The 19,269-nt window shown below is 69.5% G+C and carries 19 protein-coding genes and 1 pseudogene; 14 read left to right on the top strand and 6 right to left on the bottom strand.

Annotated elements, in window-relative coordinates:
* Window positions 1-114: 114 nt before the first annotated feature.
* On the bottom strand, window positions 115-288 hold the full coding sequence (locus tag ACIQCZ_RS15750) for a hypothetical protein (RefSeq protein WP_351084827.1): 174 nt from the start codon (window positions 286-288) through the stop codon (window positions 115-117).
* Window positions 289-661: 373 nt separating this feature from the next.
* Here ACIQCZ_RS15750 and ACIQCZ_RS15745 point away from each other — a divergent pair, with 373 nt between their 5' ends.
* The 4 genes from ACIQCZ_RS15745 (at window position 662) to ACIQCZ_RS15730 (ending at window position 4,214) form a co-directional block, all read left to right on the top strand.
* On the top strand, window positions 662-1,315 hold the full coding sequence (locus ACIQCZ_RS15745) for a response regulator transcription factor (protein WP_266357093.1): 654 nt from the start codon (window positions 662-664) through the stop codon (window positions 1,313-1,315).
* A gap of 6 nt (window positions 1,316-1,321) precedes the next feature.
* Window positions 1,322-2,551, top strand: coding sequence for a sensor histidine kinase (locus tag ACIQCZ_RS15740; RefSeq protein ID WP_402282723.1), 1,230 nt, complete (start codon window positions 1,322-1,324; stop codon window positions 2,549-2,551).
* 404 nt (window positions 2,552-2,955) lie between these two features.
* On the top strand, window positions 2,956-3,252 hold the full coding sequence (locus ACIQCZ_RS15735) for a DUF4193 domain-containing protein (protein ID WP_003965732.1): 297 nt from the start codon (window positions 2,956-2,958) through the stop codon (window positions 3,250-3,252).
* 11 nt (window positions 3,253-3,263) lie between these two features.
* A complete protein-coding gene (locus tag ACIQCZ_RS15730; RefSeq protein WP_402282722.1) occupies window positions 3,264-4,214 on the top strand; it encodes a hypothetical protein in 951 nt (316 codons plus the stop codon).
* Window positions 4,215-4,629: 415 nt separating this feature from the next.
* Here ACIQCZ_RS15730 and ACIQCZ_RS15725 read toward each other — a convergent pair whose 3' ends face one another.
* Window positions 4,630-5,085, bottom strand: a complete 456-nt coding sequence (locus tag ACIQCZ_RS15725) for a DUF3093 domain-containing protein (RefSeq protein WP_402282720.1) — start codon at window positions 5,083-5,085, stop codon at window positions 4,630-4,632.
* Window positions 5,086-5,143: 58 nt separating this feature from the next.
* Between ACIQCZ_RS15725 and ACIQCZ_RS15720 the strand changes: the two genes are divergently transcribed.
* The 5 genes and pseudogenes from ACIQCZ_RS15720 to thrS all read left to right on the top strand — a co-directional run bounded on the left by ACIQCZ_RS15720 (window position 5,144) and on the right by thrS (window position 8,785).
* The gene (locus ACIQCZ_RS15720) at window positions 5,144-5,728 is read left to right on the top strand and encodes a PaaI family thioesterase (RefSeq protein ID WP_376216234.1); all 585 of its coding nucleotides are present in this window, start codon (window positions 5,144-5,146) and stop codon (window positions 5,726-5,728) included.
* A complete protein-coding gene (gene dut, locus ACIQCZ_RS15715) occupies window positions 5,728-6,261 on the top strand; it encodes a dUTP diphosphatase (RefSeq protein WP_351084839.1) in 534 nt (177 codons plus the stop codon). Before ACIQCZ_RS15720 ends, dut begins: the two co-directional genes overlap by 1 nt.
* 1 nt (window position 6,262) lies before the next feature.
* Window positions 6,263-7,036 (top strand): DUF3710 domain-containing protein, encoded by a 774-nt coding sequence (locus ACIQCZ_RS15710; RefSeq protein ID WP_351084841.1) that lies wholly within the window; start codon window positions 6,263-6,265, stop codon window positions 7,034-7,036.
* Window positions 7,037-7,233: 197 nt separating this feature from the next.
* Window positions 7,234-7,426: pseudogene (locus tag ACIQCZ_RS15705) on the top strand (hypothetical protein); the annotation flags it as partial.
* Between the two features lie 30 nt (window positions 7,427-7,456).
* Window positions 7,457-8,785, top strand: coding sequence for a threonine--tRNA ligase (gene thrS, locus ACIQCZ_RS15700; protein WP_402282718.1), 1,329 nt, complete (start codon window positions 7,457-7,459; stop codon window positions 8,783-8,785).
* 148 nt (window positions 8,786-8,933) lie between these two features.
* Here thrS and ACIQCZ_RS15695 read toward each other — a convergent pair whose 3' ends face one another.
* Together ACIQCZ_RS15695 and ACIQCZ_RS15690 are read right to left on the bottom strand one after the other, a co-directional pair.
* Entirely contained in the window at window positions 8,934-9,941 is a 1,008-nt protein-coding gene (locus tag ACIQCZ_RS15695) for a HEAT repeat domain-containing protein (RefSeq protein WP_402282717.1), read from the bottom strand.
* A 3-nt stretch (window positions 9,942-9,944) separates the two neighbouring features.
* A complete protein-coding gene (locus ACIQCZ_RS15690; protein ID WP_402282716.1) occupies window positions 9,945-10,616 on the bottom strand; it encodes a HEAT repeat domain-containing protein in 672 nt (223 codons plus the stop codon).
* 373 nt (window positions 10,617-10,989) lie between these two features.
* Between ACIQCZ_RS15690 and kdpF the strand changes: the two genes are divergently transcribed.
* From kdpF to ACIQCZ_RS15670, 4 genes are read left to right on the top strand one after another with little or no spacing between them, the layout of a single operon-like run.
* The gene (gene kdpF / locus ACIQCZ_RS15685; protein ID WP_037777601.1) at window positions 10,990-11,079 is read left to right on the top strand and encodes a K(+)-transporting ATPase subunit F; all 90 of its coding nucleotides are present in this window, start codon (window positions 10,990-10,992) and stop codon (window positions 11,077-11,079) included.
* Between the two features lie 7 nt (window positions 11,080-11,086).
* Window positions 11,087-12,751, top strand: coding sequence for a potassium-transporting ATPase subunit KdpA (kdpA, locus tag ACIQCZ_RS15680; RefSeq protein ID WP_402282714.1), 1,665 nt, complete (start codon window positions 11,087-11,089; stop codon window positions 12,749-12,751).
* The gene (kdpB, locus tag ACIQCZ_RS15675) at window positions 12,748-14,874 is read left to right on the top strand and encodes a potassium-transporting ATPase subunit KdpB (RefSeq protein ID WP_402282713.1); all 2,127 of its coding nucleotides are present in this window, start codon (window positions 12,748-12,750) and stop codon (window positions 14,872-14,874) included. The genes kdpA and kdpB overlap by 4 nt, the downstream gene beginning before the upstream one ends.
* Before the next feature lie 6 nt (window positions 14,875-14,880).
* A complete protein-coding gene (locus ACIQCZ_RS15670; protein ID WP_376561612.1) occupies window positions 14,881-15,549 on the top strand; it encodes a potassium-transporting ATPase subunit C in 669 nt (222 codons plus the stop codon).
* A gap of 152 nt (window positions 15,550-15,701) precedes the next feature.
* Here the strand turns inward: ACIQCZ_RS15670 and ACIQCZ_RS15665 are convergent, their stop codons facing one another.
* The gene (locus tag ACIQCZ_RS15665) at window positions 15,702-17,135 is read right to left on the bottom strand and encodes a M1 family metallopeptidase (protein ID WP_402282710.1); all 1,434 of its coding nucleotides are present in this window, start codon (window positions 17,133-17,135) and stop codon (window positions 15,702-15,704) included.
* A 24-nt stretch (window positions 17,136-17,159) separates the two neighbouring features.
* On the bottom strand, window positions 17,160-18,068 hold the full coding sequence (locus tag ACIQCZ_RS15660; RefSeq protein WP_402282708.1) for a M28 family peptidase: 909 nt from the start codon (window positions 18,066-18,068) through the stop codon (window positions 17,160-17,162).
* 274 nt (window positions 18,069-18,342) lie between these two features.
* On the opposite strand from ACIQCZ_RS15660, the gene ACIQCZ_RS15655 reads away from it, so the two are divergent.
* Window positions 18,343-19,092, top strand: coding sequence for an ABC transporter ATP-binding protein (locus ACIQCZ_RS15655; protein ID WP_402282707.1), 750 nt, complete (start codon window positions 18,343-18,345; stop codon window positions 19,090-19,092).
* Window positions 19,093-19,269: the final 177 nt, after the last annotated feature.

Genomic DNA, 19,269 nt, shown 5'->3' with positions numbered 1-19,269 from the left:
CACCTGTTGGTGTGGGCCCCGGGCCACCACTCAACCCGGCCCGCCGCTGACCCCGGGCGGGCTAGCGGGCCCCCTGACGCCGTTGTCCGGCGTCAGGGGCCCTTCTCGCGCGGCTCAGATGCTGGTGGCGCCGATTTCGACGCCGTGCTCGGCGGCGAGGCGGTGCAGGTCGTCCAGCTCGCCCTGCTCGACGTCCGCGAGGAAGTCGTCGCCCGTCTCGCGCGCTTTCGTGAGGTCGGACTCGGTTGCCCTGATTCGTTGCAGCAGACCTGCGGTGAAAGCGTCCATAATGCGCCCCCTCATCGTGGGTCGGTGGCACGGGGGTGTGCCCGGGTTTCCCTCCGCGCGGAGGCGGTAGGGCGGGTGATCACGCGCTCTCCGGGGACGGAGCGGCCAGTGGTACGCCACATTCAAGGCGTGATCGCGGGTGTGAATGCGTCCTCCCCAGCCTCGAGCTCAGAGAAACCTCAACTGGCCGGGAAATCCGGCGCATTCCCCGGAGCCCGGGGTGGGCCAGCGCCGTCTTACCGCCGGTTTATGCGCGTTGCGGGCAGGATGGAGCCGCACAGGACATCACCGATGAGCGGCCCGCATCACGGACCGTGACCGCATCGGGACGTTCTGAATTTTCCGTCTGATTTTTCTAAGGAAGGACAGCGCCGTGCGCGTACTCGTCGTGGAGGACGAGCAGCTGCTCGCCGATGCGGTGGCCACCGGATTGCGCCGTGAGGCCATGGCTGTCGATGTCGTGTACGACGGTGCCGCGGCCCTGGAACGCGTCGAGGTCAACGACTACGACGTCGTGGTGCTGGACCGGGACCTCCCTCTGGTGCACGGCGACGACGTCTGCCGCCGGATCGTCGAGCTGGGCATGCCCACCCGGGTGCTCATGCTCACCGCGTCCGGTGACGTCAGTGACCGGGTGGAGGGCCTGGAGCTGGGCGCCGACGACTATCTGCCCAAGCCGTTCGCCTTCAGCGAGCTCACGGCACGGGTGCGGGCCCTGGGCCGGCGTACGACGGTGGCGCTGCCGCCCGTCCTGGAGCGCGCGGGCATCAAGCTCGACCCCAACCGACGCGAGGTATTCCGGGGCGAGGCCGAGATCCAGCTCGCGCCGAAGGAGTTCGCCGTGCTGGAGGTCCTGATGCGCAGCGAGGGCGCGGTCGTCTCGGCCGAGCAGCTGCTGGAGAAGGCCTGGGACGAGAACACCGACCCGTTCACCAACGTGGTCCGGGTGACGGTCATGACGCTGCGCCGCAAGCTCGGCGAGCCGCCCGTGATCGTCACCGTGCCCGGCTCCGGCTACCGGATCTGACGGCCGATGCCCTCCGTCCCCGTGCCGCCGACGGCACCTCCGAAGCCCACCTGGGAGCCCAAACAGCAGGAGCCGCCCTACTGGCTCCGGCCGACCATCCGGATACGGCTCACGCTGCTGTACGGCGGCATGTTCCTGATCGCGGGCATCCTGCTGCTGTCGATCATCTACATGCTGGCCGCGCAGGCCCTGCACGTGGGCAGCGAGCTGCCGTTCAAGATCGTGAGCGGTCAGGTCACCAGTGACGTGTGCAACTTCAACGACAAGTCGACGCCGGACGCCTTCAATGCGGCCATGAACTCCTGCGTCAACCACCAGCGCCAGCAGGCGCTGGACACCCTGCTGAACCGATCGCTGCTGGCCCTGGTCGGTCTCAGCGTCATCGCCTTCGCCTTCGGCTACGCCATGGCGGGCCGGGTGCTCTCCCCGCTGGGCCGGATCACCCGTACCGCCCGCCGGGTGGCCGGGACGGATCTGTCCCGCCGGATCGAGCTGGACGGCCCGGACGACGAGCTGAAGGAGCTCGCCGACACCTTCGACGAGATGCTGGACCGCCTGGAGCGGGCCTTCACCGCCCAGCAGCGGTTCGTCGGGAACGCGTCGCACGAGCTGCGGACCCCGCTCGCGATCAACCGGACGCTGCTGGAGGTCCATCTCTCCGATCCGCAGGCCCCGCCCGAGCTGAAACAGCTCGGCAAGACCCTGCTGGCCACCAACGAGCGCAGTGAGCAGCTGGTCGAGGGACTGCTGCTGCTCGCCCGCAGCGACAACCAGATCGTCGAGCGCAAACCGGTGGACCTCTCCGAGGTGGCCTCGCGTGCGATCGATCAGACGCGTGGCGAGGCGGAGGAACGGGGCGTGGAGATCCGTGCCGAGCTGGCCTCCGCCGTGATCCAGGGCAATGGCGTCCTGCTGGAGCGGATCGCGCTGAACCTCGTACAGAACGCCGTGCGCTACAACATCCCCGAGCAGGGCTGGGTGGAGGTCACCACCGAGCTGCAGTCGGGCCATGCCCTGCTGGTGGTCTCGAACACGGGCCCCGTGGTGCCCGCGTACGAGATCGACAACCTCTTCGAGCCCTTCAGACGGCTGCGTACGGAGCGAACGGGCAGCGACAAGGGGGTGGGGCTCGGACTGTCGATCGCGCGGTCCGTGGCGCGCGCTCACGGCGGCCGGATCGTCGCGGAACCCCGCGAGGGAGGTGGTCTTGTGATGCGTGTCTCACTGCCGGTCTGAGAGGCTGAGCGGAGCGATTCGCACGCGCAGGAATTTGTTCGCTTTGAGCGGAATTTTCGGGACCTGGACCCGGAGCGGCCGTGTGTGATCGATCACAGAAGCGAATATCAGGACGTCAACGCTCCGTGATCGGGGTCGTCACCGGAAAACCCGCAAAAGTCGGGGTTTTCGGGGCCCGATATCACGGGAAGTACACGGGGTGGCGCCCGTGAAGCACGACACCGGGACCGTGTACGGTCCCCATCGCCACCCAAGCCGACCACTCCCGAGCGGTCCTTTTGGGTGTCGATTGAGTAACAGACCTTGATGTGAGGCAAAATCTCCGCCTCGGGTCGGGCACAAGTCCGGCCTCTCACGCGTTACGTGCGCTGAGACACCGCAGACACCCAGAGGGGGAGAGCGACATGGCAACGGATTACGACACCCCACGCAAGACCGATGACGACGTCGACCAGGACAGCCTTGAAGAGCTGAAGGCCCGACGGAGCGACAAGACGGCGTCCGCCGTCGACGTCGACGAGTTCGACGCGGCCGAAGGGCTGGAGCTGCCCGGCGCGGACCTGTCCAACGAAGAACTGGCCGTGAGGGTCCTGCCCAAGCAAGCCGACGAGTTCACGTGCATGAGCTGCTTCCTCGTGCACCACAGGAGCCAGTTGGCACGCGAGAAGAACGGCCAGCCGATCTGCCGCGACTGCGACTAGGTCGAGCGGCCGTGGCAGGCGACACACCGTTCCGGAAGCGACGCTTTCGGCGCAAGAGGTCGTCGGAGGCGAATCAGGGCGGTACAGGCCCGGCAGAAGGCGTTGCAGCGCCTGCCGAGCGGTCCGCCCTGCCACCCTCCACGGGTGTGCGGGACGACGAGCGAGGCCGGTCGGCCTCGCTCGAAGCGGTCACGGCAGCCGAGGGGGTCGACACGGCCGACGGGGCCGGACAGGTCGACAGGACGGAGCCCGTGACCGGGGCAGGCCGTCTGGGTTCGGTGAAACGGGGAGTACGCAAGGGCGGGGAGAGCGCCAGGGCCGCGATCGGTCATATCGCCGACCTGATCATCGAAACGGCTCCCCGCATTCCTGTGCGTGACCTCGCCACCCTGCGCAAGCAGTTCCCGGGCCTCGGGCCCGAGGAGCTCGCCGACAAGCTCATCGCGGGGGCCAGCAAGGCCACCGCCGCCGTCGGCGCAGGTATCGGCGCGGCGGCCATGATGCCCGTGCCGCCCGCCCTGCTCGCCGAGCTGACGGCGGAGATCACCGGTGTGGCCGCGATCGAGATGAAGCTCGTCGCCGAGCTGCACGAGGTCTACGGGCTGCGCCCGCCGGGCGGGCTCACCCAGCGTTCCACCGCCTACCTGACGTCCTGGACGGAGGAGCGCGGTATCGATGTCGCCCATCCCGCGACGGTCAACGCCGCGCTGGGCGGCCAGATGAAGCGCGAGCTGCGCCAGCAGATCATGAAGCGCACGGTGCGCAATCTGCCGAATCTCGTCCCGTTCATGATCGGCGCCGCCGTCGGCGCGATGGTGAACCGGCGCGACACCAGAAAGCTCGCCGAGCGGGTCAGGAAGGACCTGCGCAAGCGCCGGATCCCCTGGGACCGGCTTTCGGAGCTGCCACCGATGGAGCCGGGCGGCCCGCACAAGGGGCTGCCGGGCGAGCCGGGGAGTTAGGGCCTCTCGTTCGGATCAGGTCAGGCGGGTCAGGACCTGCTGGAGGCCGACGAAGCCCCTGGAGAGCCCGCGAAGGGCTTCCGCCGGGTCCATGGAAGAACGAAGGCCCGGATCGCGAAGAGCCCGGGACCAGTGCCCCTCCCGGCAAGCTCTGTCCCGTCGCGCCGTCCAGCACGCACGCTCGCGGCGTTGGCCAAAAGTCCTGGTAGTTGCGCTACAAGGACTTCCGGCCGCCTTGCGATCGCACGCACTGGACGACACTCCTCACGGGGCAAACATTGCGGGTCACGGCACCAGGTCGCTGCGGCCACGCCGCCAGGATGCGCACCGGGTGGTTTCGCAGGGCAGGCGGCGGTGTGCGCACACGCCTCTCCGGGCCGCGCCGCGATGCCCGGCCCGTGTCGCGATGCGTCTTTCAGGTCCGTACCGCGCTGAGCGCGGCGACCAGGGCCTGCGGCTCGCGGGTCGACAGATAGATGTACGGCGTCGGGTCCTGCGGGTCGGTGACCTCCACCCGCACCGCCGTCGGGATGTAGCTGCGCAGCAGCATGAACGCGCGGGTGTCCGCCTTGTACGAGCGCCACGCACGCGCCTCCTCCGCGTCCAGCACCTCGGCCTCACCGAGCGCCGACACCGGAATGCGCGCGTCACCGGCCACCAGGGCGCCCGCCACGACCCGGATCCTGGTCGAACCGTAGGAGCTGACCGCGACCGCCGAGAGCGCCGTGCCGCCTACCAGGCCGGCCAACAGCGGCAGGCTGCCGAGCGGCAACAGCATCAGGGCACAGGCGATGCCGACCAGGAACGCGATGAGCCACCACGAACGGGGTGCGGTCAGTCGTTCGTCGAAAGGCGGGGTGGAGGGCTGCATGAACCCAAGCTTGGCACGGTGCGACCTGCGGGTGGCCGCGCGGGTAAGGTCTGCGCCTGTGAGTGGAACATCTGCGGCTCTGAAGCCCCCGGCCGACGCGGTGAAACCGGTCCGGCATCCCGAAGCCCCGGCTCCCGGCGAACTCCTCGGCGCGCACTACGAACACTGTTTCGGCTGCGGCGGGGGACAGCCCCACGGGCTGCACCTCCAGGCACGGGCCGGCGAGGGTGTCAGAGTCACCGCCGAGTTCACCGTGAAGGCCGCCCACCAGGGCGCCCCGGGCCTCGCGCACGGTGGCATCCTGGCCACCGCGCTGGACGAGACGCTCGGCTCGCTGAACTGGCTGCTGCGGGTGATCGCGGTGACCGGACGGCTGGAGACCGACTTCGTCGCCCCGGTGCCGGTGGACACCGTGCTGTACCTCGACGCCGAGATCACCGCGGTGCACGGCCGGAAGATCTACTCCCGGGCGACGGGCCGGATCGGCGGCCCGGACGGGCCCGTGGCGGTCCGTGCCGAGGCCCTCTTCATCGAGGTGAAGGTCGACCACTTCATCGACAACGGCCGCCCGGCCGAGATCCGGGCCGCGATGGCGGATCCGGACCAGGTCAGGCGCGCCCGCGCGTTCGAGGTGAACCCCTGATGCGCCATCCCGTGGACGTACTGATCCGCCGGGTCGACCCGGACGTGCCGATTCCGGCCTATGGGCACCCCGGCGACGCCGGGGTCGATCTGGTGACCACCGAGGCCGCCGAACTGGCCCCGGGCGAGCGGGCGGTTCTCCCCACCGGGGTGTCGATCGCGCTGCCCGACGGGTATGCGGCGTTCGTGCACCCGCGGTCCGGCCTCGCCGCACGCTGCGGAGTCGCTCTCGTCAATGCCCCGGGGACGGTTGATGCCGGGTACCGTGGAGAGATCAAGGTGATCGTCATCAACCTCGACCCGCGGGAGCCCGTGCGGTTCGAGCGGTTCGACCGGATTGCCCAACTGGTCGTACAGCAGGTCGAGAAGGTGCGCTTCCACGAAGTGGCCGAGCTGCCCGGCTCGGCTCGCGGCGAGGGAGGCTTCGGATCCACCGGAGGGCACGCTTCCGGTGATGTTGGTGGCGTCAGGGGCGGGATTACCCAGGGCGGGAACAGCTACGCTTCGGTCGTACCCGACCGGGAAGGACAGTGACGTGTTCGGACGTCGCAAGAAGAGTGGTTCCGCCGATGACGTGGCGGACGAAGCGCGCGAGGCCGAGCAGGTCGTCGACGAGCTCGATGACGGCGACGGGGCCGACAGCGGCTCGCGTCGGGTGAATCTCCCGCCGGCGCCGCGGCCGGACGGACCGTGGGACATCACCGAGGTCTCCCAGCCCGGCGAGGGCCGGGTCGACCTGGGCGGCGTGTTCGTGCCCGGCGTCGAGGGCATGGAGCTGCGGGTCGAGGTCGCCGGTGACGCGATCGTGGCCGCGACCGTGGTGCTGCACGACAGTGCCATTCAGCTGCAGGCCTTCGCCGCGCCCAAGAAGGAGGGCATCTGGGGCGAGGTCCGCGAGGAGATCGCCTCCGGCATCACCCAGCAGGGCGGGATCATCGACGAGGTCGAGGGTCCGTTGGGCTGGGAGCTGCGCGCCCAGGTCCCCGTACAGCTCCCCGACGGCACGAACGGTGTGCAGCTGGTGCGCTTCGTCGGCGTCGACGGGCCGCGCTGGTTCCTGCGCGGAGTGATCTCCGGCCAGGGTGCCGTGCAGCCGGAGGCCGCGGGGCTGCTGGAGACGATTTTCCGGGACACCGTGGTCGTCCGAGGCGAGGGCCCGATGGCGCCGCGCGATCCGATCGTCCTCAAGCTCCCCAACGACGCCCAGATGGTGCCCGAGGGCGTCCAGCAGGAGAACCAGGAGGGCTCGAAGTTCTCCGGTGGCATGGGCCAGCTCCAGCGTGGACCCGAGATCACCGAGGTGCGCTGAGCGGATACGGGCCGCCGCCCGGCACAGCTGAAGGCCGGTGGGCCGTACTCCCTTTCGAGGGGGTGCGGCCCACCGGCCTTTCGGCGTCCAGGGGGATGGCAGGGACAAGCCCCAAAGGGACCACTGGACGATCCCGAAACCCCGACTGCCCAGGTCCACCCGCGGTGTGAGTGGGTGCGCGGGCCCGGACAACCCACGGCTTCGACGTCCGCGACGAGGACGTCGCACGCCTCTCACCGTGTGTGCGACACCGTTTCGACATGTCCGGCCGGTACTCCGTACCGATTGCCAGACCTGCCCGGCGGGCCGCGACCCCTGCGTGACCCGGGCACTCACGACGAGGAATCACGGTGTGCACTTCGCCACGCCCTGCTAACGTCTGCGACATGAAGCGCGCTGCTGTGACGACGACGCCGGAGAGTGTCCCGGCGCGCTGACAGATGTCTTGGTCCGAAGCCCCGGGGCGATTGCCCCGGGGCTTCGCCTTGCGGTCATTCGCCCGATGTCCGTGAGGAGACCGCCATGCATGACCACCGCAAGCTCGGCCGTGAACTGGGCCTGTTCGACACCGACCCGCTGATCGGCGCGGGCCTGCCGTACTGGCTGCCCGACGGCGCGGCCGTACGGCACACCCTGGAGGAGTACATCCGCGCCGCCGAGCGGCGCGCGGGTTACCGCCACGTGTACTCACCGGTGCTCGGCAAGCGGGAGTTGTACGAGATCTCGGGGCACTGGGCGCACTACAGCGACGACATGTTCCCCCCGATGGACCTCGGTGGGGAGCAGGTCGTCCTGCGGCCGAGCCTCTGCCCCCATCACGCGGTGATCTATCGCTCCCGCCCCCACAGCTACCGCGAGCTGCCCCTGCGCATGGCCGAGTTGGGAGGCATGTACCGCTCCGAATTCTCGGGCGTGCTCGGCGGACTGACCCGGGTGCGGGCCATCCAGCTCAACGACGCGCACATCTTCTGCACCCTGGACCAGGTCGCCGAGGAGGCGCAGGCGGCGCTGGAGATGATCCGCCGGGCGTACGAGGCGCTCGGCATCACCCCGACTCGCTACCGGCTCTCCCTCCCGGGCTCGGGTGGCAAGTACGTTGCCGCGCCCGCGAAGTGGGAACGGTCCACCGCCCTGCTGACCGACGTCCTCGACCGCTCCGGCCTGCCCTACGAGGCGGTTGAGGGTGAGGCCGCGTTCTACGGCCCCAAGATCGACGTCCAGGTCACCGACGGTGCCGGCCGGGAGTCCACCCTGTCCACCGTCCAGGTCGACTTCCATCAGCCCGAGCAGTTCGATCTGCATTACATCGGCGCGGACGGCGCCAGACACCGCCCGGTCATGGTCCACCGCAGCATCATCGGCAGTGTGGAGCGAGCCGTCGCCCATCTCATCGAACAGCACGGCGGTGCCTTCCCCGCCTGGCTCGCCCCCACTCAGCTGGTCATTCTCCCGGTCTCCGACACCGAACTGCCGAACGCCGCAGCCCTCGCCCGGCGATGCACCCACCTCGGACTGCGTGCCGAGATCGCGGGACCGGAACGCGGCAGCCTGGGCGCCCGTATCCGAGAGGCCCGCCTCGTTCCCTACCAAGCCGTCATCGGCGCCAGGGAGGCCGCTGACGATCACGTCGCACTGCGTCTGCGCGACGGACGCCGAATCGACCCGCAGCCGGTCAGTGACGTACTCACCCGCATCAGCGGTCTCGTCGGTGCCCACAGCACCGCCCTGTGGGTCGATGCCACCTCATAGCGGGCGTCGCGTGCCGGGTGCGGGCCCGCGGTGGGTGACGAACGGCCGGCCGCGCGTACGGCCCTCGGCCGGGCAGGTGTCCAGGGGCGCGGTACGGGCGGTGACCAGCGACCACCGGGCCCCGGGCACGCAGCACCTCAGGAGGGATTCACTGTCGTGCTGCGCGCAGCTTGAGAATGTAGGCCGCGGTGAGCGCAACGGCGCGGTCCTCGTCATGTGACAGATCCGCGAGGGCACGCGACGCCGCGTCCCCCGGGATGTCCGCGAGCGCCTGTGTCAGCCGTCGACGTGCAGACGATCCGATGGTGCTGCGGGCGAGGCAGTCGACGAGCCCGGTGGCGATCTGATCCGCCAACGCGCGATCACTCGCCAGCGTGCTCAGTGCATCGGCTGCGTCGGCGTCGTTCCTCTCCTCGACGATCATGTCGATGAGCGTCGGGACGGCGTCGGCTGCTCCACGTGCCCCGAGCGCCAGGGCCGCGTACCCGCGGACCACGACGTCGGGGTTCGTGAGAGCGTCCTGCAGCAGTGCGGTCGCCTCACCGTTCGGAATCTCGGCGATGGACCGGACGGCGCGTTTCCGTACCTCGGCAGCGGGTGATCCGAGGCCCTTCGCCAGCAGTGCCGGACCGTCCCCGCCCGCTCGCGCCAGAGCCCAACGCAGGGCCCCGGCGACGTTCGGATCCGACTCGCTCAGCACGGCCTCGACCAGTGCCTCCACCGGCACGGGTACTTCCTCGATCGCGGACAGGGCCGCGCGCTGCCGCGCCCCCGCGCTCTTCGACCCCAACGCCTGGAGGAGCGCGACGATCTGGAGGACGTCCTCCCAGCCGGCGGGTTCCGCGGCACCGATCCGGCGGAGTCGCGTGAGCAGCTCCGTCTCTGCTGCGATGCGGTCCCGCGCCTGGCGGATGAGGTCGTCGACGAGCTCGGCGGGCGCGAAGCCGGGGTCATCGAGCGCGCGCCCGACGTCGCGCAGCGACAGCCCCAATGAACGCAGGCTCTCGATGTGGAAGATCCGCCGGATGTTCTCGCCGGAGTACTCCCGATAGCCGGAGCCGGTACGGCCCGTCGGCCGCACCAGGCCGAGCGACTCGTAATGCCTGAGCATGCGGGCGCTGACTCCGGACCGTCGCGCGACATCACCGATCAACACTGCCTACCGCTCCTCCTTGCCGGCCCCGCCCAGGGCCACGATGCGCTTCGCCTCCTCGATCGCGGACTCGAATCCGGCATCCGGGTCGCGCCACAACCGTTCCGTGGCGATCGCGTGCGCGCGCACACGAGGGTCGAGGTCCGTCGTCGCGGCGTCCAGTGCCGGCAACATCACCTCCCCGAGCGCGACCAGCGCCCGGCTGAGGCTCAGCTGCGTCTCGTGTTCGCCGCGCCCGAGCTGTGTCGCCAACACTACGGCCAACTCGTGCTCCCCACCTTCGGGCACGAGCACGACCGCCGCTCGCCAGGCGCTCCGGGCCACCTCGTCGTCGGCGTCGGACAGCAGTGCCGGTGTGATCGCCGGCCACGCTTGCCGATCCCCGATCTTGGACAGCGTGTGCAACGCCTGGCTCCGTGCCTGCGTACGGTCCGAGCGGACTTCTTCGAGAAGCACCGGGACCGTCATCGATGCCGCGTGGCGGGTGAGCGCCCACGTCAGCATTTCACGCACGTAGAACTCGGGTTCGATCGCACATTGCTCGATGAGCTTGCCGATGAACCCCGGGTCCGGGGCCGTGCCGACGGCCAGCGCTGCCCGCAACCGGACCGACGAGCTGTTGTTCTCCAGCCCCTGGAGAGCTCGCATCGTGTTCGGGTCCTCTTTCGGCAGTGTCATGAGGGCCACCTCCTTGGCTGCAGTGAAGACCCTGTCACCGTGTCAAGGTCAACCGGAACCGGGCCGGGAGACGGTCGGCGTGCGCGGCGCGGGGCGCTGCGTCCAGGGGCCGGCGGCCATGGCGGATTCGGGGTGCCCAAAGGGGCGCGTATGGGGCGCGTATAGGGCACGTATGCGCGCCGTCAAAGGCCCGACCCTCCCCGTAAGGAAGCCATCAACGCAAGGCCGGGAGCGTCGGGACGCGGGGTTTGCTCAGGAGGTCAGAGATTCCGTACCTCATCTAGGAGCACACGATGGCCGATGTGGCCTTCGTCGTCACCACGATCGCGGTGTTCGCGTTGGTGGCTCTCGTCGCCAAGGGGGTGGCCAAGCTGTGACCGCCGAAAACGTCGTCGGCCTCGTCGTGGCCGTCGCCCTGCTGGGCTATCTCGTCCTCGCCCTTCTGTACCCGGAGAGGTTCTGAGCCCGATATGAGCCCCGTCCTCGCTGGTGTGCTCCAGGTTCTCGCGCTCGTCGTGGCGCTGGCACTGGCATACCGTCCGCTCGGTGACCACATGGCCGGCGTCTACTCCTCGCAGAAGCACCTACGCGTCGAGAAGTGGATGTACAAGGCCGTAGGCGTCAACCCCGACGCACAGATGCGCTGGCCCGCGTACCTGCGCGGGGTCCTCGCCTTCTCCGCGGTGAGTGTTCTCTTCCTCTATCTGCTGCAGCGGCTCCAGGGCGTTCTGCCCGGTTCGCTCGGCTTCGCCTCGATCGACCCCGACCAGGCCTTCAACACGGCGGCATCGTTCGTCGCGAACACCAACTGGCAGTCGTACTACGGCGAGCAGGCCATGGGCCATGTCGTCCAGACCGGTGGCCTCGCGGTGCAGAACTTCGTCTCGGCGGCGGTCGGTATGGCCGTCGCGGTGGCGCTGGTACGGGGCTTCGCCCGCTCCCGTACCGGTGAACTGGGCAACTTCTGGTCCGACCTGGTGCGCGGCACCGTCCGGATCCTGCTGCCGATCGCCGTGGTCGGCGCGCTGGTGCTGGTCGCCTGCGGTGCCATCCAGAACTTCTCCGGCATCCATGAGGTCGGCCGGTTCGTGGGCGGTTCGCAGCAGTGGAACGGCGGAGCGGTGGCCTCGCAGGAGGTCATCAAGGAGCTGGGTACGAACGGCGGCGGCTACTTCAACGCCAACTCGTCCCACCCGTTCGAGAACCCCAACGGGCTGTCCAACCTCTTCGAGATCTTCCTGATCCTGGTCATTCCCTTCGCGCTCACGCGGACGTTCGGCCGGATGGTCGGCTCGCTGAAGCAGGGCTACGCGATCCTGGCGGCGATGGGCGTCATCTGGCTGGGCTTCACCACCCTGATGATGTGGACCGAGTTCAGCCACCACGGGCCCGCCTTCGACATCGCGGGCGGAGCCATGGAGGGGAAGGAGACCCGGTTCGGGATCGCCGGCTCGTCGATCTTCGCCGTGGCCACGACACTCACCTCCACGGGTGCGGTCAACTCCTTCCACTCCTCGTACACGGGCTTCGGCGGGGGCATCACGATGCTGGGCATGCAGCTCGGCGAGATCGCGCCCGGTGGGGTCGGATCCGGCCTCTACGGCATGCTCATCATGGCGATCATCGCGGTCTTCATCGCGGGCCTGATGGTCGGCCGTACGCCCGAGTACCTCGGCAAGAAGATCGGTACCCGGCAGATCAAGCTCGCGGCCTGTTACATCCTGATCACCCCGGCGCTGGTGCTCTGCTTCACCGCCGTGGCGCTGGTCCTGCCCACCCCGCCGCACTCCATGCTGAACTCCGGTGCGCATGGATTCTCCGAGGTGCTGTACGCGTACACCTCGGGTGCCAACAACAACGGTTCGGCCTTCGCCGGGCTGAACGCCGACACGCAGTGGTTCAACACGACCATCGGTCTCGCGATGCTGCTGGGCCGCTTCCTGCCGATGGTGTTCGTGCTGGCGCTGGCCGGCTCGCTCGCCGAGCAGAGGCCCGTACCGGCGACCGTGGGAACCCTGGGCACGCACAAGCCGCTGTTCAGCGGGCTGCTGGTCGGGACGATCCTGATCATCACCGGGCTGACCTACTTCCCGGCCCTGGCGCTGGGGCCGCTGGCCGAAGGGCTGGCGTCATGACCACTCGTACGAAGCAAGAGGACTCGATGTCCACTGTCACCCCCACCCGGGCGCCCCACCAGGACGCGCCCACGGGTCATCAGAGCGAAGGACGCGTCGGCGGGGGTCTGTTCGACCCCGGACAATTGCTCAAGTCCTTCCCCGACGCCGTACGCAAGCTCGACCCCCGGGTGATGGTCAAGTCTCCGGTGATGTTCGTGGTGCTGATCGGTTCGGTGTTCACCACCGTGCTGGCGTGCCTGAACCCCGGCGACTGGTTCGGCTGGGCGATCGCGGCCTGGCTGTGGCTGACCACGATCTTCGCCAACCTGGCGGAGGCGGTCGCCGAAGGGCGCGGCAAGGCGCAGGCCGACACGCTGCGCAGGGCCAAGACCGACACCGTCGCCCGGCGGATCATCGGCACGAACGAGGAGCGGGTCCCCGGCACCGAACTGCGCATCGGCGATCTGGTGGTCTGTGAGGCCGGTGACATCATCCCCGGCGACGGGGATGTCGTCGACGGTGTCGCGAGCGTCGACGAGTCCGCGATCACGGGTGAATCGGCGCCGGTCATCAGGGAGTCCGGCGGCGACCGCTCGGCCGTCACCGGTGGTACGAAGGTGCTCTCCGACCGGATCGTCGTCAAGATCACCACCAAGCCCGGTGAAACGTTCATCGACCGGATGATCGCCCTGGTCGAGGGCGCGGCCCGGCAGAAGACACCCAACGAGATCGCGCTGAACATCCTGCTCGCGTCCCTCACCATCGTCTTCCTGCTCGCCGTCGTCACCCTCCAGCCGTTCGCGATCTACGCGGGCCAGAAGCAGTCGATGATCGTGCTGACCGCGCTGCTGGTCTGCCTGATCCCGACGACCATCGGAGCGTTGCTCTCCGCGATCGGAATCGCCGGGATGGACCGGCTGGTGCAGCGCAATGTGCTCGCGATGTCGGGGCGTGCCGTCGAGGCCGCCGGTGATGTCTCGACCCTGCTGCTGGACAAGACCGGCACCATCACGCTCGGCAACCGGCAGGCCGCCGAGTTCGTCCCCGTCAGGGGCACGACCGAGGCCGAACTGGCGGACGCCGCCCAGCTGTCCTCACTGGCCGACGAGACGCCCGAGGGCCGCTCGATCGTGGTGCTCGCCAAGGAGAAGTACGGGCTGCGCGAGCGCCACCAGGGCGAACTGCGGCAGGCCGAGTGGGTCGCGTTCACCGCCCAGACCCGGATGTCGGGTGTGGACGTCGAGGGACGCAGGGTCCGCAAGGGCGCGAGCGGTTCCGTCGTCGCGTGGGTCGAGGAGCGCGGCGGCAGCGTCTCGCCGGAGGCACGGACGCTCACCGACCGGATATCCGAGGCCGGCGGAACACCGCTGCTGGTGGCTCTGGAGGACGGGCGAGGCGCCCGGGTCCTGGGCGTCATCCACCTCAAGGACGTCGTCAAGGAGGGCATGCGGGAGCGGTTCGACGAGCTGCGCCGGATGGGCATCAGGACGGTCATGATCACGGGCGACAATCCGCTGACCGCGAAGGCCATCGCCGAGGAGGCGGGGGTGGACGACTTCCTCGCGGAGGCCACGCCCGAGGACAAGATGGCCCTCATCAAGCGGGAGCAGGCGGGCGGCAAGCTCGTCGCGATGACGGGCGACGGGACCAATGACGCGCCCGCGCTGGCCCAGGCGGACGTGGGCGTGGCGATGAACACCGGTACCTCGGCCGCCAAGGAGGCCGGGAACATGGTGGACCTGGACTCCAATCCCACCAAGCTGATCGAGATCGTCGAGATCGGCAAGCAACTGCTCATCACCCGGGGTGCGCTGACGACGTTCTCGATCGCCAACGACGTCGCGAAGTACTTCGCGATCATCCCGGCGATGTTCGCGGTGGTCTATCCCGGCCTGGACACGCTCAACATCATGCGGCTGTCCTCGCCGCAGTCCGCGATCCTGTCGGCGGTCGTGTTCAACGCGCTGATCATCGTCGCACTGGTGCCGCTCGCCCTGAAGGGCGTGCGTTACCGGCCCAGCAGCGCCGACTCGATGCTCCGGCGCAACCTCGGGATCTACGGACTCGGCGGACTGGTCGCCCCGTTCATCGGCATCAAGATCATCGACCTGATCATCTCCCACATACCCGGAATCGGCTGACCTGCCATGAACAACTCCGTAGCAAACACCGCCCGGTTGCTCTGGGCAGGGCTGCGTGCCCTGCTCGTCCTCACCGTCGTCTGCGGCGTGCTCTACCCGCTCGCCGTCACCGGTGTCGCCCAGGGCATCTTCCCCGACAAGGCCAACGGCTCCGAGATCACCGCGAACGGCAAGGTCGTCGGCTCCGAACTCATCGGCCAGCGCTACGACCTGCCGCTGAAGAAGGGGCAGCAGACCGCGGCCCCGGACCTCAGGTGGTTCCAGCCGCGCCCGTCCGACGGCCTCGGCACCAACAGCGTCAACACCCAGTACAAACTGATCCTGTCCGGCGCGACCAACCGCTCCGGCGACAGCAAGGAACTGATCGACGCGGTGACAGCCGCCAAGGCCGCCGTCGTCAAGGACAATTCCGTCCCCGGCCACCCCGTCAGCCCCGCCGACGTGCCGGCCGACGCCGTCACCTCCTCGGGCTCCGGCCTCGACCCGGCCATCTCCCCGGCGTACGCACAGCTCCAGGTGCGCCGCGTCGCCGAGCGGAACCATCTCGGCGTCGCGCAGGTGGAGAAGCTCGTCGAGCAGCACACGGACGGCCGGATTCTCGGCTTCGTGGGGGAACCGAGGGTCAACGTCCTCCAGCTCAACATCGCTCTCAAGCAGTTGGTGAACGGAGCCTGAGAGCACCGGGGCCGGCCTTCGCGGCCGGCCCCGGACCATGGGACGCACGACGCACGACGCACGACGCACGACGCACGACGCACGACGCACGACGCACGACGCACAGCGCCGGGCGCACGACGCACGACGCACGACGCACGACGCACGACGGTTCAGCCCGTCGGCGAGCCCAGGCTTCCCGGGTAGAGGTACTTCGCCGGCGGGACCACCGTGCCGTCGACCCACGCCCCGAAGAAGCCCGTGAGGTCCTTCCCCGACACCTTCGCCGCCAGCGCCTCGAACTGCCGGAACGAGGCGTTTCCGTACGCGTGGTCGCGGGTCCAGGTCCTGAGCGTCCCGAAGAACGCCTCGTCACCGACCGTGCGCCGCAGGGCATGCAGCATCAGCGAACCCTTGAAGTACAGCGCGGAATCCAACTCCTTCCCCGGCCCCGGGTCGTAGAGCCTGGTGGACCAGAACGTCGGATCGTCGCGGTAGTTCTCGATCTCGGAGCGGTAGTAGTCCTGATCCAGGTCGGTACCCTTGTGCTCCTCCCACAACTGCCCGGCGTACTGCGCGAAGCACTCCGCGGCGCAGCCGTCCCGCCAGTCCTTGAACGAGACGCTGTCACCGAACCACTGATGGGCGTTCTCATGGACCATCGAGGCGTCGAAGAGCATGCCGGCGCCGTACGTGGGGCGGCTCTGCGTCTCCAGGGCGAGCGGGCCACCGGTGGGTTCCTTTGTGGCGCCGACGACGATGGCGCCCGCCGAGGAGAACGGGTACGGGCCGAACTTCGCGGTCAGGAAGTCCAGGATGTCCGTCTGCTCGGCCTCCGCGGCCGGGTCGATGACGGCGTCCGGGCTGTACGCCGTGATGACCGGCGTTCCGGCGGCCGTCTTCCCCCGGTGGACGGTGAACCTGTCGATCGCGACCGTGCTGAGGTACGTCGCCAGCGGCTTGTCCTCGAACCAGCGGAAGGTCTTCCTGCCGTCCTTCGCGGTGACCGGGCCCGGCAGGCCGTTGCCGACGGCGGTCCAGCCGTCGGGCACCGTCGCCGTGAGGGCGAAGGTGGCCTTGTCGGACGGGTGGTCGTTGGCGGGATACCAGGAGGTCGCCGCGTGCGGTTCGCCCGACACGTACGCGCCGCCGGTCTTCAGGGTGTGCCAGCCCTCGGCGTCGGGCGCACCGGCGTACACCACCCGGACCTCGAACGTCGTGCCCTTCACGACCGGGCGGGCGGGGGTGACGACCAGTTCATGGGCGCCGGCCCGGGAGAACGCCTTCGCAGGGGTGCCGTTCACGGTGACCGATGCCACGGTGAAGCCCTTGAGGTCCAGGCTGAACCGGTCCAGGCCGGTCAGGGCGCGGGCGGAGACGGTGGTGTCGCCGTCCAGATGGCCGGTGCGCGCCGGGTCGTAGGCGATGCGGACGTCGTAGTGGGACACGTCGTAGCCGGAGTTGCCGTCGTCGGGGAAGTAAGGGTCACCGACGCCCGGACCGCCGATGGCGGCCGAGGCGGGGAGGGCGGTCAGTGCGGTGGTGCTCACCACTGCGGCCACGAGGGCGACAGCGGCTCTGCGGCGGCGGTGCAGCAGTATGCGCATGTCTCGTTCCTGAGGAAGGGGCGGTCAGTGCCGGGGATCGGCGGCGGCGAGCTTCCACAGCACGCCGATGAGGGCGTCGGTGCTCGTCGTCTCCGTCCGCGGGTCCACGTTGGCGAGGTCGTCGCACGCCTCGTGGATGCAGTCCGAGATGCCGGTGCTGAAGCCGGACGACGGGATGCCGGCGTTGCCGAACGACTCGTGGTCCGAGCCGCCGACGCCGATGTCGAACGTGGGGATGTTCCGCTCGGCGAACCACGCCTCGAAAGCCTGCTGGGCCTCGGTCTCGCCGTGCTCGTCGTCGTGGACCACGAGCCACTGCCGGGTGTTCTTGCTGCCCGCCTGGTCCAAGTTGAGGTAGACGTCGATCCTGCGGCGCTCGGCCGCGGAGAGTTTTTGGACGTAGTCCGCCGAGCCGATCAGGCCCTTCTCCTCCGCGCCCCACCATGCGAACCGGAGGTGCCGCTCGGGCTTCAGCCGCTCCGCCGCCACCTGGAGTGCGGTGGCCAGGACCGCTGCCGAGCCGGAGCCGTTGTCGTTGATTCCCGGGCTCTCCTCGACGCTGTCGAGATGGGCGCCGGTCAGCAGCACATGGTCCGGGTCGCCGCCCGGCCAGTCGGCGATCAGATTGCTGCCGGTGGCGCCGTCGTGGGTGAAGGGAACGAGTTTCGTGCGGAAACCCGCCCGGTCGAGGACGTTCTTCACATACGTCACCGAGTCGGCGTACCCCTGCGTGCCGTGCGCGCGGTTGCCGCCGTTGCGGTCGGCGATGCGCTGCAGGGCACGCAGATGGGGCATCACCTGCTGCTCGGAGACGGTGGGGGCGGTGGGGGGCTGCGTTCTGGCGGTGGCGGTCGCGGCCGGGACCGCGGACACGGTCAGGGATATCCCGAGGACTCCGGCCGCCAGCCGGGGAAGGCTCCTGCGTAACGTCATGCGCACCCTTTCAAGGACGGGGGCACTCGCCCCGGTGGACCTCGGCAAGGCTGGTCGGCCGGTGTCAGAGAGTTGTCGGAAAGTTGTGGGGAAGCGGTAGCGCCTCGGAGGGGAGGGCCGGCCGGGCCGTGCGGCCGGACCAGCGGTACTGCTCGCGGCCACCGTCCTGGTCCTCACCCCACGACGGGAGGCCATTGCCCGGCCCTGCGCCCGATGCACATACTGGCGGCCGACGAGACGATCACGTACGGGGAAACATGTGTGGGGGAGAGACATGACCGACAACACCGGCCGGACGAGCGCCGGAGGGCGGAGCGGTGCGGCGCTGGTCGAGGACGCGGCGCGCGGACCCATGGTCCGGGTCGAGGACCTGCACCGCTCCTACGGCACCGGCGCAGCGGCCGTCCACGCGTTGCGGGGGGTCTCCTTCGAGCTGCCGCGCGGAGAGCTCGTCGCGCTCAAGGGACGCTCGGGCTCCGGCAAGACGACCCTCCTCAACCTGGTCGGTGGACTCGACGGCCCGGACGGCGGCCGGATCACCGTCGACGGCACGGACCTCGCCGAACTCGGTGAGAACGGGCTGCTGGAGCTGCGCCGTGACCGGATCGGCTTCATCTTCCAGTCCTTCGGCCTGATCCCGATCCTGACGGCCGCGGAGAACATCGGCGTACCCCTGCGGCTGCGCAAGACGGACCCGCGCGAGCGCGAGGAACGGGTGGCCCTGCTGCTCTCCATGGTCGGTCTCGCCGACCACGCGGCCCAGCGTCCGGGAGAGCTCTCCGGCGGTCAGCAACAGCGCGTCGCGATCGCCCGCGCGCTCGCCAACCGCCCCGCGCTGCTGATCGCGGACGAGCCGACCGGACAGCTCGACGCGGAGACCGGGCTCGCGGTGATGGAGCTGCTGAGGGCGGTGGTACGGAGTGAGGGCGTCACCGCACTGGTGGCGACGCACGACGCCCAGCTGCTGGGCCTGGCGGACCGGGTGCTGGAGCTGAGCGACGGGCACATCGTCGAGCGGGGGTAGGGGCCGAGTGCATCGTCGAGCCGGGTGAGGGAGGCCTTGAGCTGCCGGGGCCGACAGCGGCCCCGGCCCCGGCCCGGCGGACCGCGGCTGGAAGGGACGCCACCGACCTGGCCGGCCGCCGGCCCGGCCCGGCGGACCGGGGCGGACCCGAGCGCCCGAGCGCCCACATGCCCGGCC

Source organism: Streptomyces sp. NPDC093149 (assembly GCF_044754145.1).
GTDB lineage: Bacteria > Actinomycetota > Actinomycetes > Streptomycetales > Streptomycetaceae > Streptomyces.
The sequence above is the reverse complement of the archived record's forward strand: the minus strand, read 5'-3'. Positions and strand labels throughout refer to the sequence as shown.

Coding starts and splice junctions, on each gene's coding strand:
- ACIQCZ_RS15665 (WP_402282710.1), bottom strand. CDS start 17,135: ATGCGCATACTGCTGCACCGCCGCCGCAGAGCCGCTGTCGCCCTCGTG.
- ACIQCZ_RS15660 (WP_402282708.1), bottom strand. CDS start 18,068: ATGACGTTACGCAGGAGCCTTCCCCGGCTGGCGGCCGGAGTCCTCGGG.
- dut (WP_351084839.1), top strand. CDS start 5,728: ATGCGCCATCCCGTGGACGTACTGATCCGCCGGGTCGACCCGGACGTG.
- kdpB (WP_402282713.1), top strand. CDS start 12,748: ATGACCACTCGTACGAAGCAAGAGGACTCGATGTCCACTGTCACCCCC.
- kdpA (WP_402282714.1), top strand. CDS start 11,087: ATGAGCCCCGTCCTCGCTGGTGTGCTCCAGGTTCTCGCGCTCGTCGTG.
- ACIQCZ_RS15740 (WP_402282723.1), top strand. CDS start 1,322: ATGCCCTCCGTCCCCGTGCCGCCGACGGCACCTCCGAAGCCCACCTGG.
- ACIQCZ_RS15750 (WP_351084827.1), bottom strand. CDS start 288: ATGGACGCTTTCACCGCAGGTCTGCTGCAACGAATCAGGGCAACCGAG.
- ACIQCZ_RS15725 (WP_402282720.1), bottom strand. CDS start 5,085: ATGCAGCCCTCCACCCCGCCTTTCGACGAACGACTGACCGCACCCCGT.
- ACIQCZ_RS15655 (WP_402282707.1), top strand. CDS start 18,343: ATGACCGACAACACCGGCCGGACGAGCGCCGGAGGGCGGAGCGGTGCG.
- ACIQCZ_RS15690 (WP_402282716.1), bottom strand. CDS start 10,616: ATGACACTGCCGAAAGAGGACCCGAACACGATGCGAGCTCTCCAGGGG.
- ACIQCZ_RS15670 (WP_376561612.1), top strand. CDS start 14,881: ATGAACAACTCCGTAGCAAACACCGCCCGGTTGCTCTGGGCAGGGCTG.
- ACIQCZ_RS15735 (WP_003965732.1), top strand. CDS start 2,956: ATGGCAACGGATTACGACACCCCACGCAAGACCGATGACGACGTCGAC.